General features: G+C 72.9%; 23 protein-coding genes and 1 pseudogene. 11 read left to right on the top strand and 13 right to left on the bottom strand.

What is annotated here, in order from left to right:
- Positions 1-19: 19 nt before the first annotated feature.
- The 5 genes from ACFRAR_RS10255 to ACFRAR_RS10235 all read right to left on the bottom strand — a co-directional run bounded on the left by ACFRAR_RS10255 (position 20) and on the right by ACFRAR_RS10235 (position 5,438).
- Complete coding sequence (locus ACFRAR_RS10255; RefSeq protein ID WP_380696878.1) at positions 20-955, bottom strand: major capsid protein; 936 nt, start codon at positions 953-955, stop codon at positions 20-22.
- A 945-nt stretch (positions 956-1,900) separates the two neighbouring features.
- The gene (locus ACFRAR_RS10250; protein WP_380696876.1) at positions 1,901-2,176 is read right to left on the bottom strand and encodes an HNH endonuclease; all 276 of its coding nucleotides are present in this window, start codon (positions 2,174-2,176) and stop codon (positions 1,901-1,903) included.
- A gap of 583 nt (positions 2,177-2,759) precedes the next feature.
- Complete coding sequence (locus tag ACFRAR_RS10245) at positions 2,760-4,469, bottom strand: recombinase family protein (RefSeq protein ID WP_380696874.1); 1,710 nt, start codon at positions 4,467-4,469, stop codon at positions 2,760-2,762.
- Positions 4,466-4,885, bottom strand: a complete 420-nt coding sequence (locus ACFRAR_RS10240) for a VOC family protein (protein WP_380696872.1) — start codon at positions 4,883-4,885, stop codon at positions 4,466-4,468. The genes ACFRAR_RS10245 and ACFRAR_RS10240 overlap by 4 nt, the downstream gene beginning before the upstream one ends.
- A gap of 19 nt (positions 4,886-4,904) precedes the next feature.
- On the bottom strand, positions 4,905-5,438 hold the full coding sequence (locus tag ACFRAR_RS10235) for a GNAT family N-acetyltransferase (RefSeq protein ID WP_380696870.1): 534 nt from the start codon (positions 5,436-5,438) through the stop codon (positions 4,905-4,907).
- Between the two features lie 179 nt (positions 5,439-5,617).
- Between ACFRAR_RS10235 and ACFRAR_RS10230 the strand changes: the two genes are divergently transcribed.
- From ACFRAR_RS10230 to ACFRAR_RS10220, 3 genes are read left to right on the top strand one after another with little or no spacing between them, the layout of a single operon-like run.
- A complete protein-coding gene (locus ACFRAR_RS10230; RefSeq protein ID WP_380696868.1) occupies positions 5,618-6,382 on the top strand; it encodes an SDR family NAD(P)-dependent oxidoreductase in 765 nt (254 codons plus the stop codon).
- Between the two features lie 20 nt (positions 6,383-6,402).
- A complete protein-coding gene (locus tag ACFRAR_RS10225) occupies positions 6,403-6,765 on the top strand; it encodes a MerR family transcriptional regulator (protein WP_380696866.1) in 363 nt (120 codons plus the stop codon).
- A 51-nt stretch (positions 6,766-6,816) separates the two neighbouring features.
- Complete coding sequence (locus tag ACFRAR_RS10220) at positions 6,817-8,352, top strand: AMP-binding protein (protein WP_380696864.1); 1,536 nt, start codon at positions 6,817-6,819, stop codon at positions 8,350-8,352.
- A 7-nt stretch (positions 8,353-8,359) separates the two neighbouring features.
- On the opposite strand, the gene ACFRAR_RS10215 is transcribed toward ACFRAR_RS10220, so the two are convergent.
- Complete coding sequence (locus tag ACFRAR_RS10215; RefSeq protein WP_380696862.1) at positions 8,360-9,136, bottom strand: LuxR C-terminal-related transcriptional regulator; 777 nt, start codon at positions 9,134-9,136, stop codon at positions 8,360-8,362.
- 219 nt (positions 9,137-9,355) lie between these two features.
- Here ACFRAR_RS10215 and ACFRAR_RS10210 point away from each other — a divergent pair, with 219 nt between their 5' ends.
- On the top strand, positions 9,356-10,174 hold the full coding sequence (locus ACFRAR_RS10210) for a TIGR03084 family metal-binding protein (RefSeq protein ID WP_380696860.1): 819 nt from the start codon (positions 9,356-9,358) through the stop codon (positions 10,172-10,174).
- A 47-nt stretch (positions 10,175-10,221) separates the two neighbouring features.
- The gene (locus ACFRAR_RS10205; RefSeq protein WP_380696858.1) at positions 10,222-10,848 is read left to right on the top strand and encodes a hypothetical protein; all 627 of its coding nucleotides are present in this window, start codon (positions 10,222-10,224) and stop codon (positions 10,846-10,848) included.
- 34 nt (positions 10,849-10,882) lie between these two features.
- Here ACFRAR_RS10205 and ACFRAR_RS10200 read toward each other — a convergent pair whose 3' ends face one another.
- From ACFRAR_RS10200 to ACFRAR_RS10190, 3 genes are all read right to left on the bottom strand, one after another.
- Complete coding sequence (locus tag ACFRAR_RS10200) at positions 10,883-14,185, bottom strand: error-prone DNA polymerase (protein WP_380696856.1); 3,303 nt, start codon at positions 14,183-14,185, stop codon at positions 10,883-10,885.
- Positions 14,186-14,289: 104 nt separating this feature from the next.
- Complete coding sequence (locus ACFRAR_RS10195; RefSeq protein ID WP_380696854.1) at positions 14,290-16,053, bottom strand: DNA polymerase Y family protein; 1,764 nt, start codon at positions 16,051-16,053, stop codon at positions 14,290-14,292.
- A 1-nt stretch (position 16,054) separates the two neighbouring features.
- Positions 16,055-16,723 carry a hypothetical protein gene (locus ACFRAR_RS10190; protein WP_380696852.1) on the bottom strand — a complete coding sequence of 223 codons (669 nt, stop codon included), beginning with the start codon at positions 16,721-16,723 and terminating at the stop codon, positions 16,055-16,057.
- Positions 16,724-17,123: 400 nt separating this feature from the next.
- Here ACFRAR_RS10190 and ACFRAR_RS10185 point away from each other — a divergent pair, with 400 nt between their 5' ends.
- The 3 genes from ACFRAR_RS10185 to ACFRAR_RS10175 all read left to right on the top strand — a co-directional run bounded on the left by ACFRAR_RS10185 (position 17,124) and on the right by ACFRAR_RS10175 (position 19,270).
- A complete protein-coding gene (locus ACFRAR_RS10185; RefSeq protein ID WP_380696850.1) occupies positions 17,124-17,840 on the top strand; it encodes an ArsR/SmtB family transcription factor in 717 nt (238 codons plus the stop codon).
- Complete coding sequence (locus ACFRAR_RS10180) at positions 17,837-18,577, top strand: SRPBCC domain-containing protein (RefSeq protein ID WP_380696848.1); 741 nt, start codon at positions 17,837-17,839, stop codon at positions 18,575-18,577. The genes ACFRAR_RS10185 and ACFRAR_RS10180 overlap by 4 nt, the downstream gene beginning before the upstream one ends.
- A 120-nt stretch (positions 18,578-18,697) precedes the next feature.
- A complete protein-coding gene (locus ACFRAR_RS10175; RefSeq protein ID WP_380696846.1) occupies positions 18,698-19,270 on the top strand; it encodes a dihydrofolate reductase family protein in 573 nt (190 codons plus the stop codon).
- Here the strand turns inward: ACFRAR_RS10175 and ACFRAR_RS10170 are convergent.
- Positions 19,249-19,903 (bottom strand): annotated as a pseudogene (locus ACFRAR_RS10170) (class I SAM-dependent methyltransferase); the annotation flags it as partial. The gene ACFRAR_RS10175 and the pseudogene ACFRAR_RS10170 sit on opposite strands and share 22 nt — an antisense overlap.
- A 142-nt stretch (positions 19,904-20,045) precedes the next feature.
- On the opposite strand from ACFRAR_RS10170, the gene ACFRAR_RS10165 reads away from it, so the two are divergent.
- Positions 20,046-20,636: a DinB family protein gene (locus ACFRAR_RS10165; protein ID WP_380696844.1), complete on the top strand. Its 591-nt coding sequence runs from the start codon at positions 20,046-20,048 to the stop codon at positions 20,634-20,636.
- 111 nt (positions 20,637-20,747) lie between these two features.
- On the opposite strand, the gene ACFRAR_RS10160 is transcribed toward ACFRAR_RS10165, so the two are convergent.
- Positions 20,748-21,296, bottom strand: a complete 549-nt coding sequence (locus ACFRAR_RS10160; protein ID WP_380696842.1) for an ATP-binding protein — start codon at positions 21,294-21,296, stop codon at positions 20,748-20,750.
- A 79-nt stretch (positions 21,297-21,375) separates the two neighbouring features.
- Between ACFRAR_RS10160 and ACFRAR_RS10155 the strand changes: the two genes are divergently transcribed.
- Together ACFRAR_RS10155 and ACFRAR_RS10150 are read left to right on the top strand one after the other, a co-directional pair.
- On the top strand, positions 21,376-22,314 hold the full coding sequence (locus tag ACFRAR_RS10155; protein WP_380696840.1) for a hypothetical protein: 939 nt from the start codon (positions 21,376-21,378) through the stop codon (positions 22,312-22,314).
- 317 nt (positions 22,315-22,631) lie between these two features.
- A complete protein-coding gene (locus ACFRAR_RS10150) occupies positions 22,632-23,390 on the top strand; it encodes a MerR family transcriptional regulator (RefSeq protein WP_380696838.1) in 759 nt (252 codons plus the stop codon).
- A gap of 177 nt (positions 23,391-23,567) precedes the next feature.
- Here the strand turns inward: ACFRAR_RS10150 and ACFRAR_RS10145 are convergent, their stop codons facing one another.
- Both ACFRAR_RS10145 and ACFRAR_RS10140 read right to left on the bottom strand, forming a co-directional pair.
- A complete protein-coding gene (locus tag ACFRAR_RS10145; protein WP_380696836.1) occupies positions 23,568-25,961 on the bottom strand; it encodes an FtsX-like permease family protein in 2,394 nt (797 codons plus the stop codon).
- On the bottom strand, positions 25,958-26,671 hold the full coding sequence (locus ACFRAR_RS10140; protein ID WP_380696834.1) for an ABC transporter ATP-binding protein: 714 nt from the start codon (positions 26,669-26,671) through the stop codon (positions 25,958-25,960). Before ACFRAR_RS10140 ends, ACFRAR_RS10145 begins: the two co-directional genes overlap by 4 nt.
- Between the last annotated feature and the right edge of the window lie 215 nt (positions 26,672-26,886).

Here is a 26,886-nt window from a genome sequence, read left to right as displayed (position 1 = left end):
CCTTTGCCATGCCTCTAAATCAGCCAGCGAGAACGTTCATCAGACGCGCCGCCGCCTTGCCGCCGAAAAGCGCGATTCCGCAATAGAACTCGATGCGGGTTCGATAGACCGGCTTGTCGTGCGCTTCACCGAGGTCGGTCACCTGGATTCCACCATTGGTCAGACCCGTGACACCGGCGTCCGCCTCGGTGGAGCCGAACCGAACCGCGTAAATGTCGCCAGTTTCCTTACCGCCGGTACCGACCGCGAGCGGGAGAATGTCCATACCATCGAGCTTCTGACCGGGGTCGAGCATCGGAATGCCGTTCCACATGGTGGCCTTCTTGCCGTTGATCTCGGACGTCAGCAGCTCCGCGCCACCGAGTCGGCGGAACCCGGAGCGGATCTTCGCCAGGATCGCTGCGTTCATGTACAGCGCGCCGTTCTGCCCGGTAATCCCACGAACCTGCGCGGTCAGCGCGTCGAGGGCATCGAAGAAGTCGTATCCGTTGGCAACCGGGCCGACTCCCTTCGCATCGAGCACCTGCCGCCCGATCAGACGCTTACGCAGACCGTCAAGTCCCTTCGGGTCCACTGCGGTGTCACCGTTGAAGAACTGATCCGAAAAATGCAGCGAAGCGGCCTTGACCTTCAGTATCTCCTGAATCGCCCGCTGGTCATTGATGTTTCCGCGCGTCTGTACGAGAAACTTGTCCACATCGGAGTCACCGCCGAGGATTGCAAGGGTTTCGATGCGGGAGTTCACCGCACCGACGCTCTCGGGGTACGCCTCGTTGATGGCGCGAAAAGAAACTCCGGGAAGCTCGGATTCCTCATTGTACCGGTATGCCGTTCCCTCGGTCTGGACGAGGGGAAGGCGGTCGAGAATAGGCGACTCCTGAACGAACGCCTCAATCACGCCACGCTGGAGGTCTTCCGTAGAGAGCTTCGCGGATTCGGCAAGGGTAAGGGCCATGATTTGATCTCCTAGTTGCAGAATTGTTTTTACTTGACTTCGGGGAGCATTCCTATATCTCGGAATCGCCTCCAAGCTCCAGCGTGACTGTGTTCGAACGCTCGGGGGTTGTCTCAACTCCCGCGCTTAGTAAGCGAGTTGTGGCCAAATCAACGTCGCCATTCCCTGGCAATTCAGGCCATCGAGAGGGTCTCGTTGTGCATTGCGATACCCATCAAAATGTCCTAATTGGCCATTAGATTTTTTCTCCTCCCGCCCGGTCAAGGTCGGGCGGGAAGGGGGTCCCCCGGGTGGGTAAACCAGCAGGTCAGAGCCCTGTCACCGGCTTGGCATGCTCAGCAGCCCATCCGCCCGGCTGGTGGACGGCAGTCTCCCGAGCGTGACACTGCGTACACAGCGGACGAAGGCGCGACCACGCGTCCGGGTCTTCGACACCTCGGGCGAGCAGCGAGCGGCGCGACTCCGGGAAGTGGTCGGCGACCACCGCCGGCCGACCGCACAGCAAGCACCAGGGGTGGGCGTAGATGTATGCGCGCCGGACCCGGGCCCAACGCCGGGAGTCGTAGCCGCGCTCTGCCGCACTGCCTCGCTGCTGCTCTGCCTCGCGCTGGTGCTGCGGGCAGCGACCACCACGGGCAGTCAGCTCAGGACACCCGGGCACGCTGCACGGGGGGCGGGGTCTTCGGGGCATGGGGGCACCTTCCGCTCGGTGGGTTTCACGCCGTTTCACGGGTCGGCATCGCAGTTCACACAGTTCACGCGGGCGGGATCTTGGCCATGCCCAACCGATCCGCTGAGATGGGGTCATGGACACCAACAGGCAGCCCGAGAAGAACGCGCCATTCCTGGAACTCCGCATCGGGGGTGTGCACTTGACCATTCAGCGCATCCCTGCGTGGCTCATCACCGCAGCCACGGCAGGCGGCGGAACCCTCGTTGCGCTGCTCAGCCGACGTTGAACTCCCGCATGGTCTTCCCTCGGTGGCACTTGCGGCACAACGCCCACACGTTGTCGTCGGTGTCCTCGCCGCCGAGGGCGAGCGGGGTCCGGTGGTCGACGTCGACCAGCTCGGCCGGGAAGTCGTCGCCGCACAGTCCGCACACCGCGGAGCCCGTCCGGTCGACCCGCCGCCGAAGCCGCTCCGCGCCGCTGTGGCGCCGTGCCACCAGGGCGAGCAGCCGGCGGCGGGCACGGACACTCGGACGGGCTTCATAGGCCACGTGGTGGGCCTCGCAGCGCCCCCGGTGAGTCGGAGGCGAGAGGCAGTCGATACAGCGCACGATGCCCCCTCGGTGACCAGTTGCATCAGGCCGAAGACCACGATCTCTGTGCATCGCGTCATCCGGCAATGGTGGGGACTGCACTCGCTCACGACCCGTTTCGGCCCGCCCTGGCGGACGGGGCCACTCGTGGGCGGTACAGCCCCCGCACCCTGCCGCACGACTCCGGCGACCACCCGGTGACGCGGGTGTGTGGTGCACGGGCAGGGTTGCGTGAGAGAGGGGCGCGGGCACTCGGTCCGCCGGTTCCCGTCGGTGGGGTGCGCGGTAATCCTGCGTTCCCTCTCTCGGAAGAGGAAGAGGGGGACGGATTCCAGCGGCCCGCCGAGCGGCGCCGTCCGGGCTGTGTCCCCGTTCCTTCTCCCGGGAGTAGAAGAGGGGGACGATCCCCTGTTCGGGGCCGAGGGTGACGAGGTGACGTTCGAAGGGGTGATTTCAGTTTTTCTCTAGACTCGCTCTGTCATAGAAGAAACTGGATTTAGACCCTCGAACGTCACCCCGTCACCCCTACCCCGCTGGTGCGCTACGCCGCGACGGGCTCGGCGAGGCGGGCGCGTGCGCCCTCGGCAGGGGCGGTCTTGGGGGTGGCGCTCAGCTCGGTGCGAAGACCCGCCATCTCCTCGATGACCGGGTCCAGCTCGCCCTTAATGGTGAAGGTGACCCGCCGCGTGTCGAGCTTCCGCCACCCGCCCCGGGTACCTCGCTTTACATCGAGCCGGACCCCGGCGTCAACCAGCATGCGCCGCCGGCCAGCGAGGTCCGCCGTCGCCCAGTCATCCGCGTAGGTCCGACCGGTGTCCGTTACGACTCGTTGGGGCTCGGTCTTCTCCCTGGACTCCAGCTCGGCTATGCGGCTGTCCAGCGCATCGTGTCGTTTCTTCCATTCCTGCGCGGCGTGCTTGGACTGCTGCTGCCCTTGGATATCCAGGTGTGCGGCGAACTCGGCCACGGTCGCGTTCAACTCCGGCTCGGGGTCGTAGCCGGGAATCTCTACGACCGTCTTCGTCCGGATGGGGCCCACCAGGCGCAGGAACTCGGCTTCGACATGGTCGTCTGCCCAGTCTCCCCGGACGTTCGACGGCGCCTCGCACTTGTCCCCGCGGGCGTGGTAGTTGCACTTGTACGTCGGTGTCTTGTCCTCTTGCTTGTTCAGGTACATGCGCCCGCCGCACGAATCGCAGTGGATGACCCGCAGCAGCAGCGAGTCCGTGTCGGACCGTTCGCTGTTGTTGATGCTGCGGCCATTCAGGACCGCGCCGATCCGGTCGAACTCCTCGCGGGTCAAGATCGGCGTCTCGGTCTGCATCACCGGGTTGCCCTTGTCGTCGCGCACGGGCACGTCGTTGTGCATTTTCCAGCCGAGCAGTGCCTCGCTGCGAAGCATCCGGGTGATGACCGCCGGAGTCCACTTGAACACGTCCACAACGACGTGTGATCCCTTGGTGGCGCCGGTCTTTCCGCCCCGCTTGCGACCGTTCTTAACGGCCCAGTAGTCGCGGGGGCTCAGGATGCCATCGGCATTCAGCCCCGCCGCGATGGCGGACACCGTGTCGCCCTTCAGTAGTTCCCGGATGATGTGCTCGATGACCGCAACGGCGTCCGGGTCGGGTACAAGGGTCCATCCCGCGCTGCCGGACTCCTCGGGCATCGGGGCGGGCATGTAGCCGTACGGCGGGCGGGAGCCGCGCCAGCGGAGCGGCATCTTGCGCATCGCCGCCATGGCTCCGGTGACGCGCTCCTTGATCGACCACGCTTCCATCTCGGCGGCGAAAGCGAACTGATTCAGCATCATCCGCGTCACCGGGTCGAGCGGGTTGCGGAAGTCGAATTGCTGCATCCCGCCGCCGACGCCCTCGGCAAAGACGATCATCTTGCGGTGCTCGCTCGCCCACTCGGCGAGCTTGTGCATATGGCCTTGCGACCGGACGGCGCGGTCAAAGCGCCACCACACGATCACGTCGAAGCTGTCGGGGTCTGCGATCCACTTGCCCAGCCCCGGACGTTCCCACGGAGCGGTCTTGCTTGCCGACACGTCAAGGTCGACGGCCTCGCGGCGCTGGTCATCCTCGCCGAAGTCGATGTTCAAAGCCGCGGCGGCGCGGTCGTTGGCCTCGCGCTGCCGTTCGGGGCTGGTGGTTTCGTCCGTCAGTACGGACAGGCGGATGGCTGAGACGCCCCGCAGGCGCCCCGCGAACACGGTGCCCTCGGTCCCGGGCAGGGTCGCTGTGGTCATACCCTCCGAAGAGGGGGACGAAGTCCGCTGGTCGCGGGTAAGGGTGGCGGTCGACACCGGGGACTACTCCAGAACTGGTAGTCCGGAGCGTTGGGGTCTGCCAGGGTGGCCCAGCCCTTGCCGTTCGGCAGACGGTGGTCCGCCAGCACGGTCGCACCGAGGGCGACCAGGCGCTCCACCTCCTCCTCCCGGCCGCGGTCCTGCGGCTGGAGGTCGAGGTGGAGCCGGTTCTTCACCGACTTGGTGTCGGGCACCCGGATGAAGAGCAGCGAGGCGCCGGCGGATTCCACCACGGCCATCGGGTCCTCCGGGTGGTCGTCCTCACCCCGGGTGCCGTCCAGGACCTGGACCCAGAAGCCGGCCAGGGCGTACGGGTCTGCGCAGTCGATCGTCACATGTCGTACCAGAGAAGCCATTCGACCACTCTGACCTGCGTCATCGGGATCCGTCCAGCCATTTACGGGAGTGCCGGTGGCCGTCCAGCGGATACGTCGGCGGGAGTCCCGGGAGCAGTTCCTCGAAGGAGTAGCCGGCCTTCTCGGCGACCCGGCAGGAGGCGGGGTTGTCCACCTGGTGCAGCAGGTCGATCCGGCGCAGGCCGCCCTCGGCGAAGGTGGCGAAGGCCCAGGCGGTCAGGGCTTCCACCGCGCGCGGGGCCACACCCCGGCCGCGGGCCGGGCCGGCCGTCCAGTACCCCACCTCGGCGCTCTCCCCGCCGGGGGCGGGGTACTTGAGCGCGACGTTGGCGACGAGTTCGCCGCCGTCCAGGACGGCGAAGCTGTACCGGGTGCCGGCCGCCCGGCCGTCGTACTGGAGGCGCAGCCAGTGCGCGGCCTGCTCGGCGTCGCCGACCGGGGTGCGGGTGAAGCGGCGCAGCGTCTCGTCCCGGTAGGCCTCGATCAGGGCGGGCGCGTCGGCGTCCTCGAAGGGGCGCAACAGCAGGCCGTCGGCTGTCGGGTGGTCGTTCATGGGCGTACTCCCCCGTGGGTGGTGACCGTGCGTCGAACTTCCTAGCAGGCGTACGGCCGGGGCCGGCGCCTCGGGCCCGCCGTTCGCGACGGGCTCGGCAAACCACGACGGGCTCAGCACGCGGAGGACGCGGCTCCCGCTTGACCTTGACGCTGGCGGCAGGGTCGGAGGGTGGGGCCATGAGCGACGAGAGCGGGACGCGGGGCCGGGTCGTGGTGGTCACGGGGGCCGGGACGGGGATCGGGCGGGAGACGGCGCGGGCCTTCGCGGCCGAGGGGGCGCGGGTGCTGGCGGTCGGGCGGCGGCCGGAGCCGCTGGCCGGGACGGCGGCCGGGTTCCCGGCGCTGATCGAGCCGCTGGCCGCGGACGTGACCGGGCCGGAGGCGGCGGAGGGGATCGTCCGGGCGGCGCTGGAGCGGTTCGGGCGGCTGGACGTGCTGGTCAACAACGCCGGGATCGTCCACAGCGGGCAGGGGCTCGGCAGCTTCGACCGGGCCGGCATCGAGACGCTGCTCGCCACCAACCTGGTCGCACCGGTGCTGCTCGGCCAGGCGGCGGTGCCGGCGCTGAGCGAGAGCCGGGGCGTGGTGGTCAACGTCAGCACCGCCGTCGGGCAGCGCGGCTGGCCGGGCAACTCGGTGTACGCGGCGGGCAAGGCGGCCCTGGAGACCATCACCCGCAGCTGGGCGGTCGAGCTGGCGCCGCGCGGCGTCCGGGTGGTGGCGGTGGCGCCCGGGGCGATCGACACCCCGATCGGCGACCACTCCGGATACGGCCCCGAGCAGCGGGCGGCGATCCGGAAGTGGCAGATCGAGCACACACCGCTGGGCCGGATCGGACGGCCCGCGGAGGTGGCCTGGGCGATCACCCGACTCGCCTCGCCGCAGGCCTCGTTCGTGACCGGCGTAGTGTTGCCCGTCGACGGGGGCGCGCTGGTGGGCTGACGCGGAGGGGGCACGGCGGGGTGCGGATCGGTGAGCTGGCGGCCCGGACGGGCAGTACCGCCCGTGCTCTGCGGCACTACGAGCAGGCCGGGCTGATCGAGTCCGGGCGCGCACCGAACGGCTACCGCGAGTACGGCGAGCCGACGGTCGTCCGGGTGCGCAACATCCGCGCGCTGGTGGCCGCCGGGCTCACCCTGGAGGACCTCCGGCCGCTGCTCGGCTGCCTGGACGGGGACGTGCTGTCCGGGCGGCCGTCCGAACGGGTGCTGGGGATCGCCCGGGAGCGGCTGGCGGTGCTGGAACGCCGGATCACCGCCCAGACGGAGGCCCGGGACCGGCTGGTGGCGGCGCTGACGGCGGTCGGGGCGGGCGCGGACGGGTGACACCCCCGATCGGGGGTGTGCAGGGGGCAGGCGGGAGAGGACAGTGGGCCCATGCAGATTCCACTCTCCGTGATGGACTTCCTCGACCGGGCCGAGCTGGTCTACGGCGACCGGGTCGGCATCGTCGACGAACCGGTGCAGCCGGCCGAATCCTGGGGCGAGCTGAGCTACCGGCGGGTCGCCGAACTGGCCCGGGCCCAGGCGGCCGGGCTGGACCGGCTCGGTGTCGGGCCGGGCGAGCGGGTCGCGGTCGTCTCGCACAACTCGGCCCGGCTGCTGACCTCGTTCTTCGGGGTGAGCGGGCACGGCCGGGTGCTGGTGCCGGTGAACTTCCGGCTGCGGGCCGAGGAGGTGTCGTACATCGTCGAGCAGAGCGGCGCGTCCGTGCTGCTGGTCGACCCCGAGGTGGCCGACTCCCTGAGCGGGGTGGTGGCCAAGCACAAGTTCGTGCTCGGCGCGGACAGCGACGCCGTGCTCTACGACTTCGACGGCACCCCGCGGCGGTACGCGGTGGACGAGAACGACACCGCCACCGTCAACTACACCAGCGGAACGACCGCCCGCCCCAAGGGCGTTCAGGTCACCCACCGCAACGCCTGGCTGAACGCGACACTGATGGCCCTGCACTACGGCGCCAGTGACCGGGACGTCTACCTGCACACCCTGCCGATGTTCCACGCCAACGGCTGGGGCATGCCGTTCGCGATCACCGGCCTGGGCGGCCGGCACATCGTGCTGCGCAAGGTGGACGGCGCGGAGATCCTGCGCCGGGTCGAGCGGCACGGGGTGACCTTCCTGTCCGGCGCGCCCGCGGTGGTCCAGATGGTGCTGGACGCGGCCGCCGACTGGGACGGCCCGGTGCCCGGCCGGGACCGGGTGCGGATGGTGGTGGCCGGCGCCCCGCCGCCGACCTCGGTGATCCAGCAGGTCGAGGAGCAGCTGGGCTGGGAGTTCATGCAGCTCTACGGCCTGACCGAGACCTCCCCGGTGGTCACGGTCAACCGTTCGCGGGCCGAGTGGGACGCGCTGCCGGCCGCCGAGCGGGCCGAGAAGCTGGTGCGGGCCGGGGCTCCGGCGCTCGGCACCCAGCTGCGGATCGACCCCTCCGGGGAGGTGCTGGTGCGTTCCAACACCGTGCTGGACGGCTACTGGCAGCAGCCGGAGGCGAGCGCGGAGGCCCTGCGGGACGGCTGGTTCCACACCGGCGACGGCGGCACCCTCACCGACGGCCAGCTGACCATCTCGGACCGCAAGAAGGACGTCATCATCAGCGGCGGGGAGAACGTCTCCTCGATCGAGGTGGAGGACTGCCTGTACGACCACCCGGCGGTCGCCGAGGTCGCGGTGATCGGCGTGCCGCACGAGAAGTGGGGCGAGACTGTGAAGGCCCTGGTGGTGCTCCGGGAGGGCCACGGGGCGGTCACCGAGGCCGAGTTGATCGCGCACTGCAAGCAGCGGCTGGCCGGCTACAAGTCGCCGACCACGGTGGAGTTCCGGGACGTCCTGCCGCGCACCGCCACCGGGAAGTTGCAGAAGTTCCGGCTGCGCGAGCCGTACTGGGCCGGACGGGATCGCCAGGTCAACTGACGGTTCGTCACTCCACGAGCCCCGACTCCCGTGCGGCGAGGGCGAGTTCGGTCCGGTTGCGGACGCCGAGCTTGTGCATCGCGGACTTGAGGTAGCCCGTCACGGTGTTGCAGGTCAGGCCCAGGTGGGCGGCGATCTCCGGGTTGGTCCGGCCGGTCGCCGCCCATCTCAGCACCTCGTGCTCGCGCGGGGTCAACGGCGTTACGGGGATGGCCTGTCGGGGCCGCGCCCGGCTCCAGGCGGCGGTTCCGGCGAGCGCCCTGGTCGCGGTCCGGGCCAGCTTGCCGACCGCGGAGATCCGCACGTCGCCGAACGGGACGACGGCGCGCAGCGAGGCGTACACCACGCCGCGCACGGTGTCGCCGTCCATCAGCGGGACGGTGAGCATCGCGTACAGGTCCTCGGCGGCCACGGCCGCGTCGTAGTGGTGCGAAATGGTCGTCGCCGCGCGGTAGTCGGGCACCCAGGTGGGGGCCCGATCAGCGAGCGCCCGGCCGCCGAGGCCGAGTCCGGCCGGGACGGGCACGTCGTGCAGCAGGTCGGCCCGGGTGCCGGCCCAGTGGCGCAGCACCATGCCCTCGCTGCCGGGGCGGCTCCCGGGCAGCGGCTCCGGCACGCCGACCAGGCCGACGTCGGCGCCGCACTCGGCCACCACCCGGCGGGCGAGGTCGCCCAGCACGGCGTCCCGCACCAGCTCGGCGGCGCGCGCGGTGAGTTCGGGGTCCTCGGGTTGCGCAGCGTCGCCGGGGGGTTGCGCAAGGTGGGGGTCCGCAGCCCTTGTCATCGCGGAATTGTCACACGTGGTGGGGCCGGTGGCGAGAGTCCTGACGTGCGTGTTTCGTGGAGTGAAGGACGCCGGCGCCCGACCAGGCATAGGGTGCGCCGAAACGCTACCGGCGGGTAGCAACTGCCGCGACCGGAAGGGGATCCGATGCCGGACGGAGAGTCGATGCCGGGGGGAGAGTCGATGCCCGAGGGAGAACCGATGCCAGGGGGAGAGCCGATGACCGAGCCGAACGCCGCGAGCGACGTCCTGGGCGGTCTGCTGGCCGACCTGCGGGCCGAGAGCGCGGTGCTGGACGGACTGGTCGCCGGACTGCCGACCGGGGACTGGGCCCGCCCGACCCCCGCCGAAGGCTGGACGGTGGCGCACCAGATCGCCCACCTGGCCTGGACCGACGACTGGACGGCGCTGGCCGCGCGTGACCCGGAGGACTTCGGCGCCTCGCTCGGCGGGCGCTTCACCGACCTGCCGGCGGCCGGCGCCGATCCCGTCGAGGAAGGCGCCCGCGAAGGCGCGGCCGCCGAGCCCGCGGCGCTGCTCGCCCGCTGGCGGGCCGGGCGGGCCGAGGTGCAGGCCGCGCTGGCCGCCGCCCCGGCCGGCGTCCGGCTGCCCTGGTTCGGCCCGCCGATGAAACCCGCCTCGATGGCGACCGCCCGACTGATGGAGACCTGGGCGCACGGCCAGGACGTCGCGGACGCGCTCGGCGCCACCCGCGAACCCACCGACCGGCTGCGCCACATCGCCCACCTGGGGCTGCGCACCCTCGGCTTCGCCTTCGCCCTGCACGGCCTGCCCGCGCCCGAGCGCCCGGTCCGGCTCGAACTGACCGCGCCCACCGGCGGGACCTGGTCCCTCGGCCCGGCCGGCGCCGAGGACGTGGTGGCCGGCCCGGCCCTGGACTTCTGCCTGCTGGTGACCCAGCGCCGCCACCGGGACGACCTCGCGCTGACCGCCACCGGCTCGGTCGCCACCGCCTGGCTGCCGATCGCCCAAGCCTTCGCCGGGGCCCCGGGCAAGGGGCGACAGCCAGGAGCCTGAACCGACCCGCGGGGCGCCCTGTCGGACCTCCAGGGTTGAATGACGGCATGAACGACCTGCTCGGCTCCCTGCCCTCGATCTCCGACCTGCGCGACCGCTGCCGCGCCCTGGCCGCCCTCGACGCGATCCTCTGCCCGGACGACTGGGACTCGCGGTACCACTCCTTCGACTCCGGCTGGGGCGAGGGCGAGGAGATGGCCTCGATGCGCAACGGCCAGGGCGACGACTGGTTCGTGGTGTTCTCCCCCGCCGGCGTCTACGGGCGCGGCTTCGACCACGAGGCGCCCAACGCCCCGGAGCTTCTCGGGTCCGTGCCCGAGGAGTTCCGCCGCTTCGCCGAGGAGCCCGCCTTCGGGGACGAGGACGGCCCCACGGTCACCCGCTGCTTCTGGCGCGCCCCCGGGGACGGCGGCTGGCAGGGCGTGGCCGCCGAGCGCGGCGGTGAGCACCTGTTCGCCATGCTGGACTTCGCCCCGCCGGCCGACGGCTCCGCCGAGGCCTACCGGGCCTGGGCCCAGGACTACTTCGAGCCGGAGCACGAGCCGGACCTCGGCGCGGTCGCCCACGTCCTGGCGCTGCGCCCGCTCACCCCGGCCGTGGTGGCGGCGCTCAACCCGGACACCGACCTCGACGAGCTCGCCGAGGACCTCGCGGAGATCGGCTACCCGAACTGACCCGACCGGACCGGGCCCGGCGGCCCCACCCCGCTCAGAGGCCGATCCGCAGCGGGGTGAGCCGGGTGGCGATCAGGTTGGTGGCGCCCCGGTCGTGCTCGATGTGGCCGTGGACCAGCAGCCCGGCCCGGTCCAGGGCGGTGCGGCGCTGGGACTCCCAGACCGGGCGGTTGCAGATCACGTTGATCAGCCCGGTCTCGTCCTCCAGGCTGAGGAAGAGCACCCCGCCGGCCGTCGGCGGCCGTTGCCGGTGGGTGACCAGGCCGCCGACCACCACCGCCGTTCCCGGTGGCACGTCCGGGAGTTGAGCGGCCGAGAGGGCGCCGCCGCGCTCCAGGTGGCCGCGCAGGTGCTGGAGCGGGTGACTGGTGGCGGAGGTGCCGGTGGCCCACAGGTCGGCGATGGTCTCCTCGACCGGGCTCATCCCGGGCAGCTCCGGCGCCTCGGTGCCGGGGGTGGTACCGGGGATCAGGTCCGCCGAGATCCCGGCGAACGCCCCGGCCGCCCACAGCGCCTGACGTCTCGTCAGGCCGAAGCCGTCGAAGGCGCCCGCCGTCGCCAGCGCCTCCAGGACGGGCCCGGGCAGGCCGGTGCGGCGGGCGAAGTCCTCCAGGCCGGCGTACGGCTGCCCGGCCACGATCGCCTCGGCCTGCGGGGTGCCGACGCCGCGCACCGTCTCCAGGCCGAGCCGGATCGCCGGCTGCGGGCGCCCTGCGGTCAGCGGCGGCTTCGGGGTCGGCCCCCGGTACGGCTCCAGGGTGGGCCTGGCCCCGCTGGCGTTGACGTCCACCCCGCGCACCCGCACGCCGTGCCGCCGGACGTCCGCGACCAAGCTGAGCGGCGAGTAGAAGCCCATCGGCTGGTTGGCCAGCAGCGCGCAGGTGAAGGCCGCCGGGAAGTGGTACTTGAGCCAGGCACTGGCGTACACCAGGTAGGCGAAGCTGATCGCGTGGCTCTCCGGGAAGCCGTAGTTGGAGAAGGCCTCGATCTTGCCGTAGACGTCCTCGGCCACCTCGGACGGGATGCCGCGCTCGGCCATCCCGGTGAGCAGCCGCTCGCGCAGCCGGGCGACCCGCTCGTGCGAGCGCTTGGCACCCATCGCCTGGCGCAGCCGGTCGGCCTCGGCGGGGGTGAACCCGGCGCAGTCGATGGCGAGTTGCATCATCTGCTCCTGGAACAGCGGCACCCCCAGGGTCTTGCCGAGCGCGTTCTCCATCAGCGGGTGCGGGCAGCCCGGCGGCTCCGCCCCGGCACGGCGGCGCAGGTACGGGTGGACGGAGCCGCCCTGGATCGGACCGGGGCGGATCAGCGCGACCTCGACCACCAGGTCGTAGAAGTGGTCCGGCTTGAGCCGGGGCAGGGTCGCCATCTGGGCCCGGGACTCGACCTGGAACACGCCGACGGTGTCGGCCCGGCGCAGCATCCCGTACACGCCCGCGTCGTCGTCCGGGATGGTGGCCAGGTCGTAGCGCAGGCCGTGGTGCTCCGCGACCAGGTCGCAGGCGTCGTGCAGGGCGGCCAGCATGCCGAGGCCGAGCAGGTCGATCTTCACCAGCCCGGCGCCCGCGGTGGACTCCTTGTCCCACTGGAGCACCGAGCGCCCCGGCATCCGGGCCCACTCGGTGGGACAGATCTCGCCGATCGGCTCCCGGGTGAGCACCATGCCGCCCGAGTGGATGCCCAGGTGGCGGGGCAGGCCGTGGAGCTGACCGGCGAGCTGGAGCACGTCGGCGGGGATGACGGCGTCCGCGCCGGGCGCGGAGCGGAAGTCGGTCTGCCGGCTGAACGCGTCCACCTGCCCCTGCGGGTAGCCGAGCACCCGGGCGGCGTCACGGATCGCCAGCCGGGGCCGGTAGGTGATCACGTTGGCGACCTGGGCGGCGTGCTCTCGCCCGTACCGGCCGTAGACGTACTGGATGACCTCCTCGCGGCGGCGGTTCTCGATGTCCAGGTCGATGTCGGGCGGCCCGTCCCGGGCGGTGGAGAGGAAGCGTTCGAACAGCAGCCGGTAGTGGACCGGGTCGACGGCGGTGATCCCGAGGGCGTAGCAGACCGCCGAGTTGGCGGCCGAGCCGCGGCCCTGGCACCAGATCTCCCGGCTCCGGCAGAAGTCCACGATGTCGTGCACGATCAGGAAGTAGCCGGCCAGGTCGAGGTCCTCGATCACGTCCAGCTCCCTGGCGAGCTGGCGGCGGGCGGCCGCGTTGCCCGGACCGAAGCGGGCCGGGCCGCCCGCCGCGACCAGGGCGCGCAGGTGGCTGATCTCGGTCTCGCCCTCGGGGACGGGGAAGCCGGGCAGTTCCGGGTCCAGCCTGGCGAAGTCGAAGGCGCAGGCCCGGCCGAGGTCGGCGGTGGCCCGCCGCACCCCGGGGAAGCGGGCCAGCCGGGCGGCCATCTCGCGTCCCGAGCGCAGGTGCGCGGTGCCGGCCGCCCGGGTCCAGCCGACCGCCTCCTGGAGGGTGCGGCGCTCGCGCAGGGCGGCGAGGCTCTGGGCGAGGCGGCCCTGGGCCGGGCCGGCGTGGTGGGCGTTGGTGGAGGCGACGACGGGGAGCCGCGCCGTCGCCGCGAGAGCGGCGAGGGCGTCGTTGCGCCGGTCGTCGCCGGGCAGCCACTGGTCGATCAGCTCGACGTACACGTTCTCGCGGCCGAACGCCTCGGTGAGGGTGTGGAGTCGGCGCTCCGCTTCGGCACCGTCGGGCAGGGCCGCCGGGACCCGGCCGAGCCGGCAGCCGGTGAGCACCGCCCAGTGGCCCTGGTGCGCCCCGGCGAGCGCCGCGAGGTCGTACACCGGGTTGCCCTTGGCGCCGCCGGCCAACTGGGCGGCGGCGATCGCGGCGGACAGTCGGCGGTAGCCGGCCGGGTCGCGGGCGAGGACCAACAGGTGTTCTTTCGAGTCGCCATGACTGATCGTCAGTTCGGAGCCGAACGCGGTGGCCAGGCCCGTCCCTCGGGCCGCCTCGGCGAGCCGGACGGCGCCGTACAGGCCGTCGTGGTCGGTGATCGCAAGGGTCTCCACGCCCAGCCGGAGCGCCTCGGCGACCAGGTCCTCCGGGGCGCTGGCGCCGTCCAGGAAGCTGAAGGCGGAGTGGACGTGCAGTTCGGCCCAGGGTTCGGCTCGGGGTTCGGCTCGGGGTTCGGCCCGGGGTTCGACCCGGGGTTCGGCGGGGGCCTCCGGGGAGTTCTTCGGGGAGCCCTTCGGAGAGTCCTTCGGGACCGGGGGCTGTTCCCGCTCCGGAGCGGGGTGGCGCAGCGGGACGACCGTACGGTCCGGCGCCGCGCCGGTCAGCCGGCGGTGCAGTTCGCTCCAGGGGAGGGTGGGGTGGCTGGTGAAGCCCATCGGGGGATGCCTTCGTCGTTCTCGTGCTCGTCCTGCCCCCCTGGGTTCCGCGTTCCGTTTCCGGGCTCTGTGTTCCGGGCTCCGCGTTCCGGGTTGCGGGACCGCTAGTCGTAGCCGGCCTCCAGGTACCAGGCACCCCCCTCCACGGTGAGCAGCAGCGCCCGGCCGCCACCCACCACGACCTGGAACCGCGCCCGGCGGCGGGCCGAGGACTGGTCCCACCAGTACTCGACCGCCGGCCAGGGCCCGGTCCAGCCGTCCACCCGCTCCTCCCGCCCCCGGACCACCACCAGGGCCGGCCGGGCCGACACCCCCGCCCGGCCGTCCACCGTCACCGGCTGCCCGGTCCCGTCCAGCACCCGCACCGGCGCCGGTTCCCGCAGCACCACGGCGGGCCACACCTCGGGCAGCCGCCCGGGCCAGGGCGCGTCGGCCCGCACCGCCGCCTCGTACGGCTCACCCCACGGCACCTTGACCACCTGCTCGCCCGGACCGCGTCCGCCGGCCGGTTCGATCCGGCGCAGCCCGGCGTGCCCGAGCACCGCCTGCACCCGGGCGACCGCGCGCTCCACCCGGTCGTCCGCGACGGCCTGGCCCCACAGCGCGAGCTGGCGGCCCTGGTCCGGGGAGAGGCCGTCGGGGGCGAGCCGGAGCAGGGTGAAGCCCGTCTGGTCACCTGCCCGGTCACCCTCCCGGTCACCCTCCCGGTCACCCTCCTGGTCACCCGCCCGGTCACGGTCCGCGAAGGTGCCCGCGCCCTGCCAGGCCTGGAGCTGCCAGCGGACCCGCTCGGCCAGCGCCGTCGCGGACAGCCGGCCCTCGTGCCGCCACAGCCGGGAGGCCGTCCGGCCGTCCGCGCAGGCCACTTCGACGGCCACCCGGCGGCAGGTCAGCCCGGCCCCGGCCAGCCGCTGGTGCAGCCGCTCGGCCAGCGTGCGGGCGACGAACACCAGCGGTTCGGCCAGCGCCTCCGGCGGGTCGAAGCGCTGTTCGACGGCGAGGTCCGGCTCCTCGTCGCGCGGCACCAGCGGGCGCGGCTGCAGGCCGCGGGCCAGCCGGTGCGCGACCGTCCCGAACGGGCCGAAGCGGTCCGCGACCGACTCGGCCGGCAGCGCGGCGAAGGCCCCGACGGTGGGCAGGCCGAGCCGCCCGAGCAGTTCGGCCAACGCCTCGTCGCCCAGCGCGCTCACCGGGTACGGGGCGAGGAACTCCGCCGTCCGGCCGGCCGGGACCAGCACCCCGGCCCGCGCGGCGAGCACGGCGGCGAACAGGCCGTCGGCGACGCCCACCTGGGCCTGTGGGGCGGCTGCCCGCTGCTCCTCGACGGCGGTTGGGGGTGGGGCTGGGGCCCCGGCTGCGGCTGCGGCTGCGTACGGGTTCCGGGGCGTGTACGGGTTCCGGGTTGTGTACGGGTTCCGGGTTGTGTCCGAGCCCTCGACGGCCACCGCGCCCGGGACGGCGTCCGGGACGAGCGGCTGCCCGAGGGCGTCCGTCACCGCCCGGCCGACCTTGCCGGCCAGCGCCTCCTCACCGCCGAAGTAGCGGCCCGGGCCCTTCACCGGGATCGCGCACAGGCCCGGGCGGATCACCTCCACCCGGGGCGTGAACGCCTCCACCGCCGCGACCACCGGCTCGAAGCGGCGGGTCTCCGCCTCCGGGTCGCGGTCACGCAGCTCCAGCTCCGGGCAGAGCCGCTGGGCCAGCTTGAGCCGCTGCCCCTGCCGCACCCCGGCCGCCCGGGCACCCGCCGAGCAGGCGAGGATCCGCCCGCCCTCGGTCACCGCCACCGGGTCGTCACCGGTGACGGCCACCACCGGCCAGTCCGGGCACCAGACCACCAGCACCCGGGGGGTTCTGTCGTCCGCCATCTCAGACCACCGCCGCCACTCGGGGTATTCGGGGTACTCGGGGTGCCGTCCGCGCCGCCGGTTCCACTTCCGGCTGCGGCTGTTCCCGGAGCGGCAGCTCCTCGAACGGCTGCTCCTGGAGCGGACGCACCGCGCCGTTCTCGTCCGGCAGCCAGAGCCGGGCCGTCCGGCCGCGCACCGCCGAGCCGCGTCCCTCGGCCACCACCTCCACCTGCCGTCCGACGAGCTGCCCGTGGCCGTCGCCCAGCCCGAACCAGCGCCCGGAGCGCACCCCCAGCCGCAGCGCCGCACCCGGCCACGGACCGGCGACCAGCAGGACGCAGCCGCTGCGTCGCAGCACCGCCGCCAGTCGGGCCGCCAGCTTCGGCGGCACCGGCCCGGACGGGCGCAGCATGATCAGCTCGACCGCGCCGGCCAGCACCGACACCACCTCGGCCCAGTGCGGTCCCGGGTCGTCCGCGACCAGCAGCCGCCGCAGGTCCAGCCCGTACCCCTCGGCCGCGGCCAGTCCCAGGTCCGGCAGTCCGACCGCCGCGGCCCAGCCGCCCTCGGTCTCCTTCACTCCGGCGGCGAGCGCCAGCAGCAGCCCGGCGTCCCCACCCGCCACCGACACGGCCGTCCCTCGGCGCAGCCCCTCCTCGGGCAGCACCTCCCACAGTGCGGGCGGCACCGGCAGCAGGCCCCGGGGCTCCGCCGCCCGCCCCCCTCGCTCCCCCCGTTCCCCCGGCGCGGCAGCCGGGGACGCCACCGGGCGGAGCACGGGACGTGCGGGCTGCTCGGCGGCGGATTCGAAAACAGGTTCGAAAACGGACACAACCCCAGGATCGAACATTCGTTCGTAAAGATTCAAGTCCGACTCAGCCACCCCACTCGCCGCTCTCCGTGCACACCACCGCCCCGAAGGCCGGTTCGCGCGAGGACCCGACCGCGGAGCGGGACCGCGCCTTCCACGGCGACACCGCCGGACGGGCGATGGCGCTCGTCCGGATGGGCGACGGGGCTCGTCCGGGCGGGCTACCGACAAGCGTTTTTTCCTTGACAAATTTTTTTGTCGGTTGCAGGCTGGAACGGTGCTGGAAGTCGCCGTGATCGAAGAACCCGCCGCGGCCGAGGCCTCGCTGGACCCGATGCGGTCCCGCCTCCTCGCCGCCCTGACCGAGCCCGCCTCGGCCGCCATGCTGGCCGCCCGGCTGGGACTGCCCCGGCAGAAGATCAACTACCACCTGAAGGAACTGGAGCGGCACGGCCTCGTCGAACTCGCGGAGGAACGCCGCAAGGGCAACGTCACCGAACGCGTCTACCGCTCCACCGCCGCCTCGTACGTGATCTCCCCCAGCGTCCTGGCCGCCGTGAGCCCGGACCCCGCCCGCTCCCCCGACCAGCTCTCCGCCCGCTGGCTGCTGGCACTCGGCTCCCGGCTGGTGCAGGAGGTCGGGGCCCTGCTGACCGGCGCCTCCCGGGCCCGGCGGCGGATCGCCACCTTCGGCATCGACGCGCAGGTGCGGTTCGCCTCCGCGGCCGACCGGGCCGCCTTCGCCGAGGAGTTGGCCCAGTCGGTGGCCACCCTCGTCAGCCGCTACCACGACGAATCCGCCCCCGGGGGCCGCAGCCACCGGGTGGTCGTCGGGCTCCACCAGATCCCCGCCGCGCAGGCCGGACCGGGGACGGAAGAGGCCGGAGCGGAAACCGAGGCAGAAGCCGGAGCCGGAGCCGGAACAAGAGAGGCCGGGGCCAGAGCCGGAACGAGAGAGGCCGGGGCCGCACCGGACCAGGAGGACCCGCGATGACCCACCCGTTCGAGATCGAGCTGGAGACCTCCCTGCCGGCGAGCCCGGAACAGGTCTGGGAGGCGATCGCCACCGGGCCGGGAATCGACTCCTGGTTCATGGGCCGCAACGAGCTGGACCCGCGCGAGGGCGGCACCGCCACCATGGACACCGGAGGCCACCGCACGGAGGCGGTCGTCACCGCCTACGAACCCGGCAAGCGGCTGGCCACCCGTACCGCCACCGGCGAGGACGGTCGGTTCATGGCCTTCGAGTACCTGATCGAGGGCCGGGACGGCGCCGCCACCGTGCTCCGGATCGTCCACAGCGGCCTGCTCGGCGATGACTGGCAGGACGAGTACGACGCGCTGCGTCGCGGCTGGCCCTTCCACCTCCACACGCTCCGCGAGTACCTCGCCCACTTCCCCGGGCGCACCGCCGTCCCCGTCTTCGCCGCCGCACCGTCCGCCGGCCGGTCCGAACCGGAGGTCCGGGCCGTCCTCGCCCACGCCCTGTCGCTGCCGCTGCCGGTCGCCGTGGGCGCGCGGGTGCACGGCGGACCGGCGGGACTGCCGCCGCTCGACGGCGAGGTGGTCCGGGCGGACGACGAGCGCTTCGGGGTCCGCACCGCCGACGGGCTCTACACCTTCCACCACGGCTCCGGCCTGGTGCTGATGTTCCACCACCTCTTCGGCGGCCCGGCTCCGGAAGGGGCGGAGGCCGCCTGGCAGGGGTGGCTGGCCGGAGTCCTCGGCTGACCGACCAGGCCCCCAGGCCCCCAGGCCCCCGGCACCCGGCACCCGGCACCCGGCAGACCTTCCAGATCCTTCGGACCCTTCAGAGCGTCACAGACCCGCACGAGAACCGAGGAACCACCCATGCGCACCCTGATCAGCACCGCCTTCATCTCGCTCGACGGCGTCGTCGAGGGCCCCGGCGGCGAACCCGGCTACCGCAACTCCGGTTGGACCTTCAAGGACATCGACTTCCTCCCCGAGGCGTTCGAGATCAAGGGGCGGGAGCAGGAGGAAGCCACGGCGATGCTGCTGGGCCGGGTCAGCTACCAGGCGTTCAGCCCGGTCTGGCCGGACATGCCCGAGTTCGCCCGCTACAAGACGCTGCCGAAGTACGTCGTCTCGACCACCCTCACCGAGGACGACCTGGTGTCGAACTGGGGCGAGACCACGATCCTGCGCTCGCTCGACGAGGTCGCCGCGTTGAAGGAGACCGAGGGCGGCCCGATCATCGTCCACGGCAGTGCCGCCCTGAACCGCGCCCTCTCGGACGCCGGCCTGATCGACCGCTACCACCTGCTCGTCTTCCCGCTGCTGCTGGGCGCCGGCAAGCGCCTGTTCAGCACGACGGACAAGGACACCCAGAAGCTGAAGCTGGTCGAGCACGAGACGTACGGGAACGGCCTCCAGAAGCAGGTCTTCGACGTCGTCCGCTGACCGACCGGACCGAGCCGGTGCGGCCCGGTGCGGCCCGGTCGGGCGAGGACGGCGGCCTCGTCGTTCGGCGTACCGTGCGGCAGCAGCCCCTGACCGGCACGGCGCACCGGGCCGAGGTAGCGCCGGACCAGCTCACCGATCTCGGCCTGCGGCACCGGCGGGTGGGGCAGCCCCTCGGTGGGCCGCGGTTCGCCCTTCAGGTCCGAGATGTGCGCCAGGGCGCCGCCGGGCCGCAGCAGGCCCCCGTACGGTCGCCGCCACCAGGTCGCGGTCCATCCAGTGGAAGGACTGGCCGAAGGTCGCCAGCGTGAAGGTGCCGAGGCCCGGCGGCAGTTCCTCGGCCCGGGCCCGCACCCAGGTGGCCTTGGGCTCGCCCGTGCCCGCCCGGCGCGCCTCGGCGATCATCCCCGCGTCCGGATCCACCCCGACGACCTCGGAGAACAGGTGCGCCAGCCCCAGCGCCAGCGTCCCCGGCCCGCACCCCACGTCGAGCAGTCGCCCCCGCCCGTCGAGCCCCAGCGCCTGGGCCAGCGTCCGCGCCCGCCCGGGGGCGTACGGGGGTCTGCCGCGCGTGTAGTGGGCGGCCGTTCCGGCGAACAGCGTCTCGTCCCAGGACCAGGTGCCGCCGGTCATGACCACTCCCCATTCGTTCGGCCGAGGTTCCGCTCACACGTGAACGCTCCCGATTGCCAACGGAAAAGTCTTGACGCCTCGTCACGAATTGATCGGATCGGAAATCGATCGACAGACGTCCCGTGATCAACAGACTGATCCCATGACAGCAACAGATGACAAGAACGATCTGCGGATCTACATCCAGGATGCTCGCGACGCTCTGCTCTGGAAGCTCGAAGGCCTCTCCGAGTACGACCTGCGCCGCCCGCTCACGCCCACCGGAACCAACCTGCTGGGTCTGGTCAAGCACGTCACCGGCGCCGAGGCACTGTACTTCGGCGACACCTTCGGCCGCCCCTTCCCCGAGCCGGCCCCGGTGTGGATCACCGGCCAGACCGAGCCGAACGGCGACATGTGGGCACGGGCGGACGAGAGCACCGAGGAGATCGTCGGACGCTACCGACGGGTCTGGGCGCACTCCGACGCCACCATCGAGGCCCTGCCGCTGGACGCCGTCGGCAAGGTGCCGTTCGGCGCCCGCCACGAGCAGACCCTGCACCGGGTCCTCGTCCACATGATCGCCGAGACCCACCGCCACGTCGGCCACGCCGACCTCGTCCGCGAACTCGTGGACGGCTCCACCGGCCAGCGCTCCGACGGCGCCAACACCGCCCCCGGCGACGCCGACTGGTGGCGGGCCCACCACGACCGCGTGGAACGGGCGGCGCTGGAAGCCGGCGGACCCGCCTGAGCCCTCGCCCGAACCGCAAACCTCGGCCTTCCGGCCGACCGGACGGGCGGCGCAGCGGGTGCGGTCGCTGCGCCCGGGATGGTGCGGCCGACGCGTCATGGGACGGCTGCGTTACTGGGCTGCTGTGCCGAGGTGTCGCACGACGGCCGCGGCCCGGTCGGCGAGGGGGCCCGGGGCGATCGGAACGCACTCGTACCCGAACCGGGCGTAGGCCTCCCGGTGGATCAGTTCGAACCGCAGTGACTCCTCGTACGAGATGCGCCGTGCCTCGGTCGGGGTGACGAAGCCCAGGCTCTCCACGAAGAACACCCGGCGCTCGTAGACCGACTCCGCCCGGACCCGGTCGAGTTCCCGGGCGAGGGCCGGAGTCACCGGATGGCCGAGGTACACCGCCAGGGCGTACGTGCACACCGGCGATCGGTCAAAGAACCGCACCTCCCCCGGCGGGCCGACGGCCCACTCCTGCCGTCGCCGCTGCAGGGCGACCACCGCGTCGACGAACGACGGGTCCGCCCACGGCTCGGGCTCGCCCTGGGCCTGCCGCAGCGCGATGACGTCCGTGGCGGCCTCCTCGACCACCGAGTAGCCCTCGTGCTCCAGCCTGCGCAGGATCGCCGTCTTGCCGGCCCCCGGGGTGCCGGTCAGCAGGTAGCGCTTCATCCCCGAACCCTACGGGTCAGGGGTGGCGGGCGGCGGGGGCGGCAGGGGCGGCGGGGAGGACGGCCGTAGGGTGTCGGGCATGACGGGGTGGGAGCAGGAGGCGAGGGTGGCCGTCCGGTGCGCGGTCTGCGGGGGCGCCGCCGTCCGGAGCGTCGGACAGTTCCTGAAGCACGGGCGGGAGCTGTGGTGGGACGCCGAGCTCATCTGCTCGCAGTGCGACGCCTCCTTCTGCGATGACTGGGGTCAGGAGGCGGCTCCGCAAGACGTCCGCGAGGCGCTGCTGACCATCCACGGACCGGCCCGTCTCCGGCTCGCCGGGCCGCTCGACGATCCGGTGTCCGCGCTTCGGATCCTCCGCGAGGACTCGGGGACGGGACTCCGGAAGGTACGGGAACTCCTCGACGAGCTGAAGGGCTCCGGCCTGAGCGGAACCGCTGTCGAGATGGCGTACTTGCGGGCGCGGCTGGCCGAGCGGGGAATCGCGGCAGAGGTGACGGACGGCTTCGGGCGGGCGTACCGGTACGTGGGGCCTCCGGAGCTGCGGCTTGGGGTTGACGAGCCAGGCGGTCAACCGGTGCGCACCGCTGACGAGTTCGCCGACTGGGCGGAGGCCCGGACGGCGGCGGAGCTCGCGGAACCGTTCACCTTCGTGGTCGACCTCGGCGGCAGGCTGCGGCTCGCTGCGCGCCGCAGCGAGCATGTGGCCTGCGCGGGCGGGGAGTTGGTGCTGAGCGCCGGGGAGATCGGATTCCGGCGCGCGAGGGACGGGTGGGAGGTCGAGACGGTCAGCAACCACTCCACCGGCTACTGCCCCGACACCACCTCCTGGCCCGCCGTCGCGACCGCCCTCGCCCGCCTCGGGCTGCCGCATCCCGGCGACTTCACGTACGCGGCGGTCTTCCGCCGCTGCCCACGGTGCGACGGCCGCAACCTCGTGCGCGAGGAGCACTACGTCTGTGCCTTCTGCGACGCGGACCTGCCGGAGCGGTGGAACGTCGACGTGGTCACGCTGCCGTAGCCGTGCGAACTCCATCGCACCCGGCCCACTCGCCCTGGACGAGCGGCCGGTGGCCTTCACCGGGCCGCACGGGCAGTCCCTGGACTGGTTCGGCGAGGTGTCGGGCGCGGACGAGCGAGGCGGGCGGGGAAGAACGGGACGGGGTGAGGTGGGGTGAACGGAGCGGACGACGTCCGCGGCGGGCCTCGGGCTTGAAGCTGCCGCAGCGGCAGCTTCTACCGTCGTGACCAGGGCCGGAGAACCGGCCCCGGTCCAAGCGAACGTGGGGACGTCAGGACGTCAGGACGTCAGGATGCGGGAAACGAGGGAGACAGCGCATGGCCTGGCCTATCGCGGAGGTCGCCCGGATGTCGGGTGTGACCGCCCGGACCCTGCGGCACTACGACGAGATCGGGCTGCTGCCCCCGGCCTGGGTCGGCTCCAACGGCCACCGCTACTACGAGGAGCGGCAGTTGCTCCAACTGCAGCAGATCCTGGTACTGCGCGCCCTGGGTGTGGGGTTGACCGAGATCGCCCGGATCCTGGGCGATCAGGTGGACGAGCTGGAGGCCCTGCGGGGCCACCGCCGACGGCTGGTCGCCGAGCGCGACCGGCTCGATTCCCTGGCCGCCACCGTGTCCCGCACGATCGCCGACCTGGAACGCTCCCGGAAGGACGGCACGCCCATGACCATCAACCGCCCCGAGAACCTGTTCGAGGGAATCCAGCCCAAGGACGTCGACGCGAGCCTGCGTGACTTCCCCGAGCACGCCGAGGCCGCCCGGCAGGCGACCGCCGCGATGACCCCGGCCGAGATCGAGGCCGGACAGCGCGAGCGGACCACCCGCATGATCCGCCTGGCGGAGCTGATGGCGGCCGGCCACCCGGCCGGCGCCGAGCCCGTGCAGAGCACGATCGACGAGGAGTACCGCCTGCTCGGCACCATCCGGCCGGTCCCGACCGAGGAGTACCTGGCGATCGCCCGCTCCTGCACCGAGAACGAGCAGTGGAGCGCCGCGTACGAGGCCATCGCCCCGGGCCTGGCCGCATTCCAGCGTGCCGCCATGGAGGCGTACGCGGCGGCGCGGCTGTCCTGAGTCACCCCCGGCCGACGGCCTGGGCCGAGCTGGGCCGGGCCCGGCCAGGCCAGGGTGACCTGACCAGGCCAGGGCCGAGCCGCTCTGGACTGGTCCTGCCTGGGAGTCTTACGGGAGGCTCCCGGGCAGGGCCTCGGGCGTCGGCCGTGCTCCTCTCCTGGCTCGACCTCCCCGCCGTCACTCCGTCCGCAGCGCCGTGACCGTCCTGGTGCGGGCCGCCCAGGTGGCCGGGAGAACGGCGCCAAGCAGGCCCAGCACCAGGCCGCCGAGTATCAGCGGCCCCGCCACCGACGGGGCGAACACGGTGAGGTCGGCGTCCGGCACTCCGATCCCGGCGGCCCGGGCCATCGCCGGCATCACCTGGTGGTGCACCAGGATGCCTATCGGGACCCCGATCAGCCCGGCCAGCAGCCCGCTGCCGCAGACCGAGGTGAGCACCATGCCGACGGTTTGCCGGGGCGACATCCCGAGTGCCTTGAAGACCCCGAGGTCGTGCACCCGTTCCCGGGTGTCCAGCAGCACGGTGTTGAGCACCCCGAGCCCTGCCACCACCGAGAGCAGCAGCGTGAGCACGCCCGCCAGGGTGTTCATCGCCAGCACCACGATGTTGATGTGCTCCTCACCGGGTTCGGCTCCCAGGCCCAGCGGCTTCACGGCCTCGTCCAGCCCGTCGGCGTAGGCCTGCGCGTCGGTGCCGGGGGTGAGGTCGATGTGGAAGGAGAGCGCCTCGGGGTGGATCGCACCGCCGAGCGGCTCCAGCGTGGACCGGTCCGTGAACACCAGGTCCTTGGTGGTCAGCACCTCTCCGGTGATCTTCGCCGGGGTACTGCGCCCGTGGTCGGTGAGGGTGACGGTGTCACCGACCTTCGCCTGGTTGGCCCGCAGGTAGGCGGCGGCCACCACGACCTCGCCGGGGCCGTGGAACCAGCGGCCGGAGACCAGCTGGAACCCGCTCCACGAAGCGTCGCCGCCCAGCGCCACCACCTCGGAGCGTCCGGTGTTGCCCGCGAGGGCGACCGGGGTCGGGACGGTGCTGTACCAGGCCCGGGTGCCCGGGCGGGAGTCGATCGCCTTGGCCACGACCGCCTCGTCCACGTGGTCGACGGGCTGGGTGGCGCCCTCGATCGGGAGCTGGACCACCACCTTGCCCGCCCGGTCGGCTGCCAGCCCGTCCTGGAGGGAGCTCAGCGAGAGCGTCAGACCGACGCAGAGGGTGGCCCCGACCGTGCCGAGCACCACGGCGGCACCGGTGGTCGCCGAGCGGCCCGGCCGGTTGAGCGGGGAGGCCAACCCGAGGCTGAGGGCCCGGGGCAGCGGCAGCCGCCCGATCACGTCCTGCGCCCGGGACAGCAGGCCGGTGACCCCTGCCCCGTCGGCCCCGCCGCGGGCGGCCGCCCGTTTGGCGCCGGGCGCCGTCCGGCCGACCGCGAGCGCCTCCACCGTCCGCAGCCGCCCGGCCCGCAGCGCCGGCACCAGCGCGGTGCCCGCCACCGCTCCCAGGGCCGCCACCGCGACCACGGCGTCCACCCAGAGCGGTATCCCGAGCAGCCCGCCGCGCAGCGCCTTGTGGGCCAGCCCGAGGACCGGCACGGACAGCAGGTTGCCGAGGAGCACCCCGAGCCCCGTGCCGACCCCGGCGGGGATCAGCGCCTGGGCGACATAGGCGCGTGCCACCTGGGCCGGGGTGAAGCCCAGGGACTTGAGGATGCCGATCCGACGGGTGGCGGCGCTGACGGCGCCGCTGACCACCACGCCGATGATCAGCACCGACATGGCCAGTCCGAGCACCCCGAAGGCCGTGACGAAGGGGACGAAGGTCGAGGCCGTCCGGTTCGCCTCCTCCTGGGCGGGCCGGTAGGAGGTGGCCTTGACGAGCGCTCCGCCCGGGACCGCGGCGGCCAGCGCGGCGCGGTCGGCCTCCACCTCGGCGTCGCCGTCGGCGTGGGCGAAGCGGTAGAGGTACTGGGCGGCCGGCGTGGTGCCGGGCGGCGTCAGCCCGGCCACCTGCTCCGGGGCGACCCAGCCGTCCGCGCTCCAGGAGACCGAGGCCGCCAGGCCGACGACCTTGAGCGTCGGGTGTCCCGGCAGGTCCGGGAACGCCATGCTGTCGCCGACCGCCAGCGGGGAGTGCCCGTCCAGGAACACCACCTCTCCCGGGCCCGCGATCCAGCGGCCTTCGGTGATCCGCAGGTCGTCCAGCGGGCCGCTCTGGGCGCGGCCGACCAGCGTCACCGGCGGCAGCGGGCTCCCGGCCGGCGGGAGCCGGGTGCCGTCGCCGGCCCGCGGCTGGACGGGGACCGCCTGGTAGGGGCCGGCCGAGGCCGTCACACCGGGCGCGTGGGCCGTCGAGGCGAGCTGGGCGGGGCCCGCCTCGGCCTGGTCGTACAGCACGTTGAGGTGGGCGCCGTGCTGGGCGGCGAAGGACCGCTGGTAGGGGCCCCGGGCGGCGACCAGCAGCCCGAGCGCGAGGATGCACGCCGTCACGGACATCATCGTGGTGAGCACCATGACCAGGGTCTGCACCCGCCGGCGGCCGACCCCGGCGCGCACCACCTTGCCGAGCGCGCTCACCGGCCACCGCCCGGCGCCGGCACGGCCGCGGTGTCCCGGACCAGCCGGCCGTCGAGCAGTTCGATCGTCCGGTCGGCGCAGGCCTCGGCGAGCGCCGTGTCATGGGTGACCAGCAGGATCGTCTGGCCCTCCGCGTTCAGCCCGCGCAGCAGGTCCCGGACGTCGGCGGCCGAGGCGGTGTCCAGTGCCCCGGTGGGCTCGTCGGCCAGCAGCAGCGGCGGTCGGTTCATCAACGCCCGTGCCACCGCGACCCGTTGGCGCTCGCCGCCGGAGAGCCGGCCGGGGAAGGCCTTGGCGTGCCGCGCCACCCCCAGCCGCTCCAGCAGCTCCCCCGCCCGGGCGCGGGCCTGCTCCCGCCGCATCCCGGCCAGCTGGGCGGGGAGCAGCACGTTGTCCTCCGCGTTCAGGTCGTCCAGCAGGTTGAAGAACTGGAACACCATGCCGATCCGCCGCCGCCGGTACTCGGCCAGCGCGGCCTCGCCGAGCCGGTGCACGGCCACGCCGTCCACCTCCACCTCGCCCTCGCTCGGGCGGTCGAGGCCGGCGATCAGGTTCAGCAGGGTGGACTTGCCGCTGCCCGAGCGGCCGAGCACGGCCAGCGCCTCGCCGGCCCGGACCTCCAGGTCGAGCCCGGCCAGGGCGGGGCGGGCGGCGTCGGACCGGTCGTACGTCTTGCTGACGCCGCGGATCCGGATGATCGGCGCGTTCACGGGCCCTCCATGGTTCGAGGTCCGGTGCGGGGGCACCCCGGACCGGCTGACGGAACATCACGCTACGAATCGGCGGCGGGTGCCGACAGCCGTCTGGACGGCCTCTGCCAGGTGTATCCAGATACACCCCGAACTGGGTGTTCAGGCCTAGAGCGCCGGGCGGCCCGGGCGGGCAGACTGACCCATCGAAAGATCGGAACCGGGGCCCACGGAGG

Source organism: Kitasatospora sp. NPDC056651 (assembly GCF_042792155.1).
Lineage (GTDB): Bacteria > Actinomycetota > Actinomycetes > Streptomycetales > Streptomycetaceae > Kitasatospora.
The sequence above is the reverse complement of the archived record's forward strand: the minus strand, read 5'-3'. Positions and strand labels throughout refer to the sequence as shown.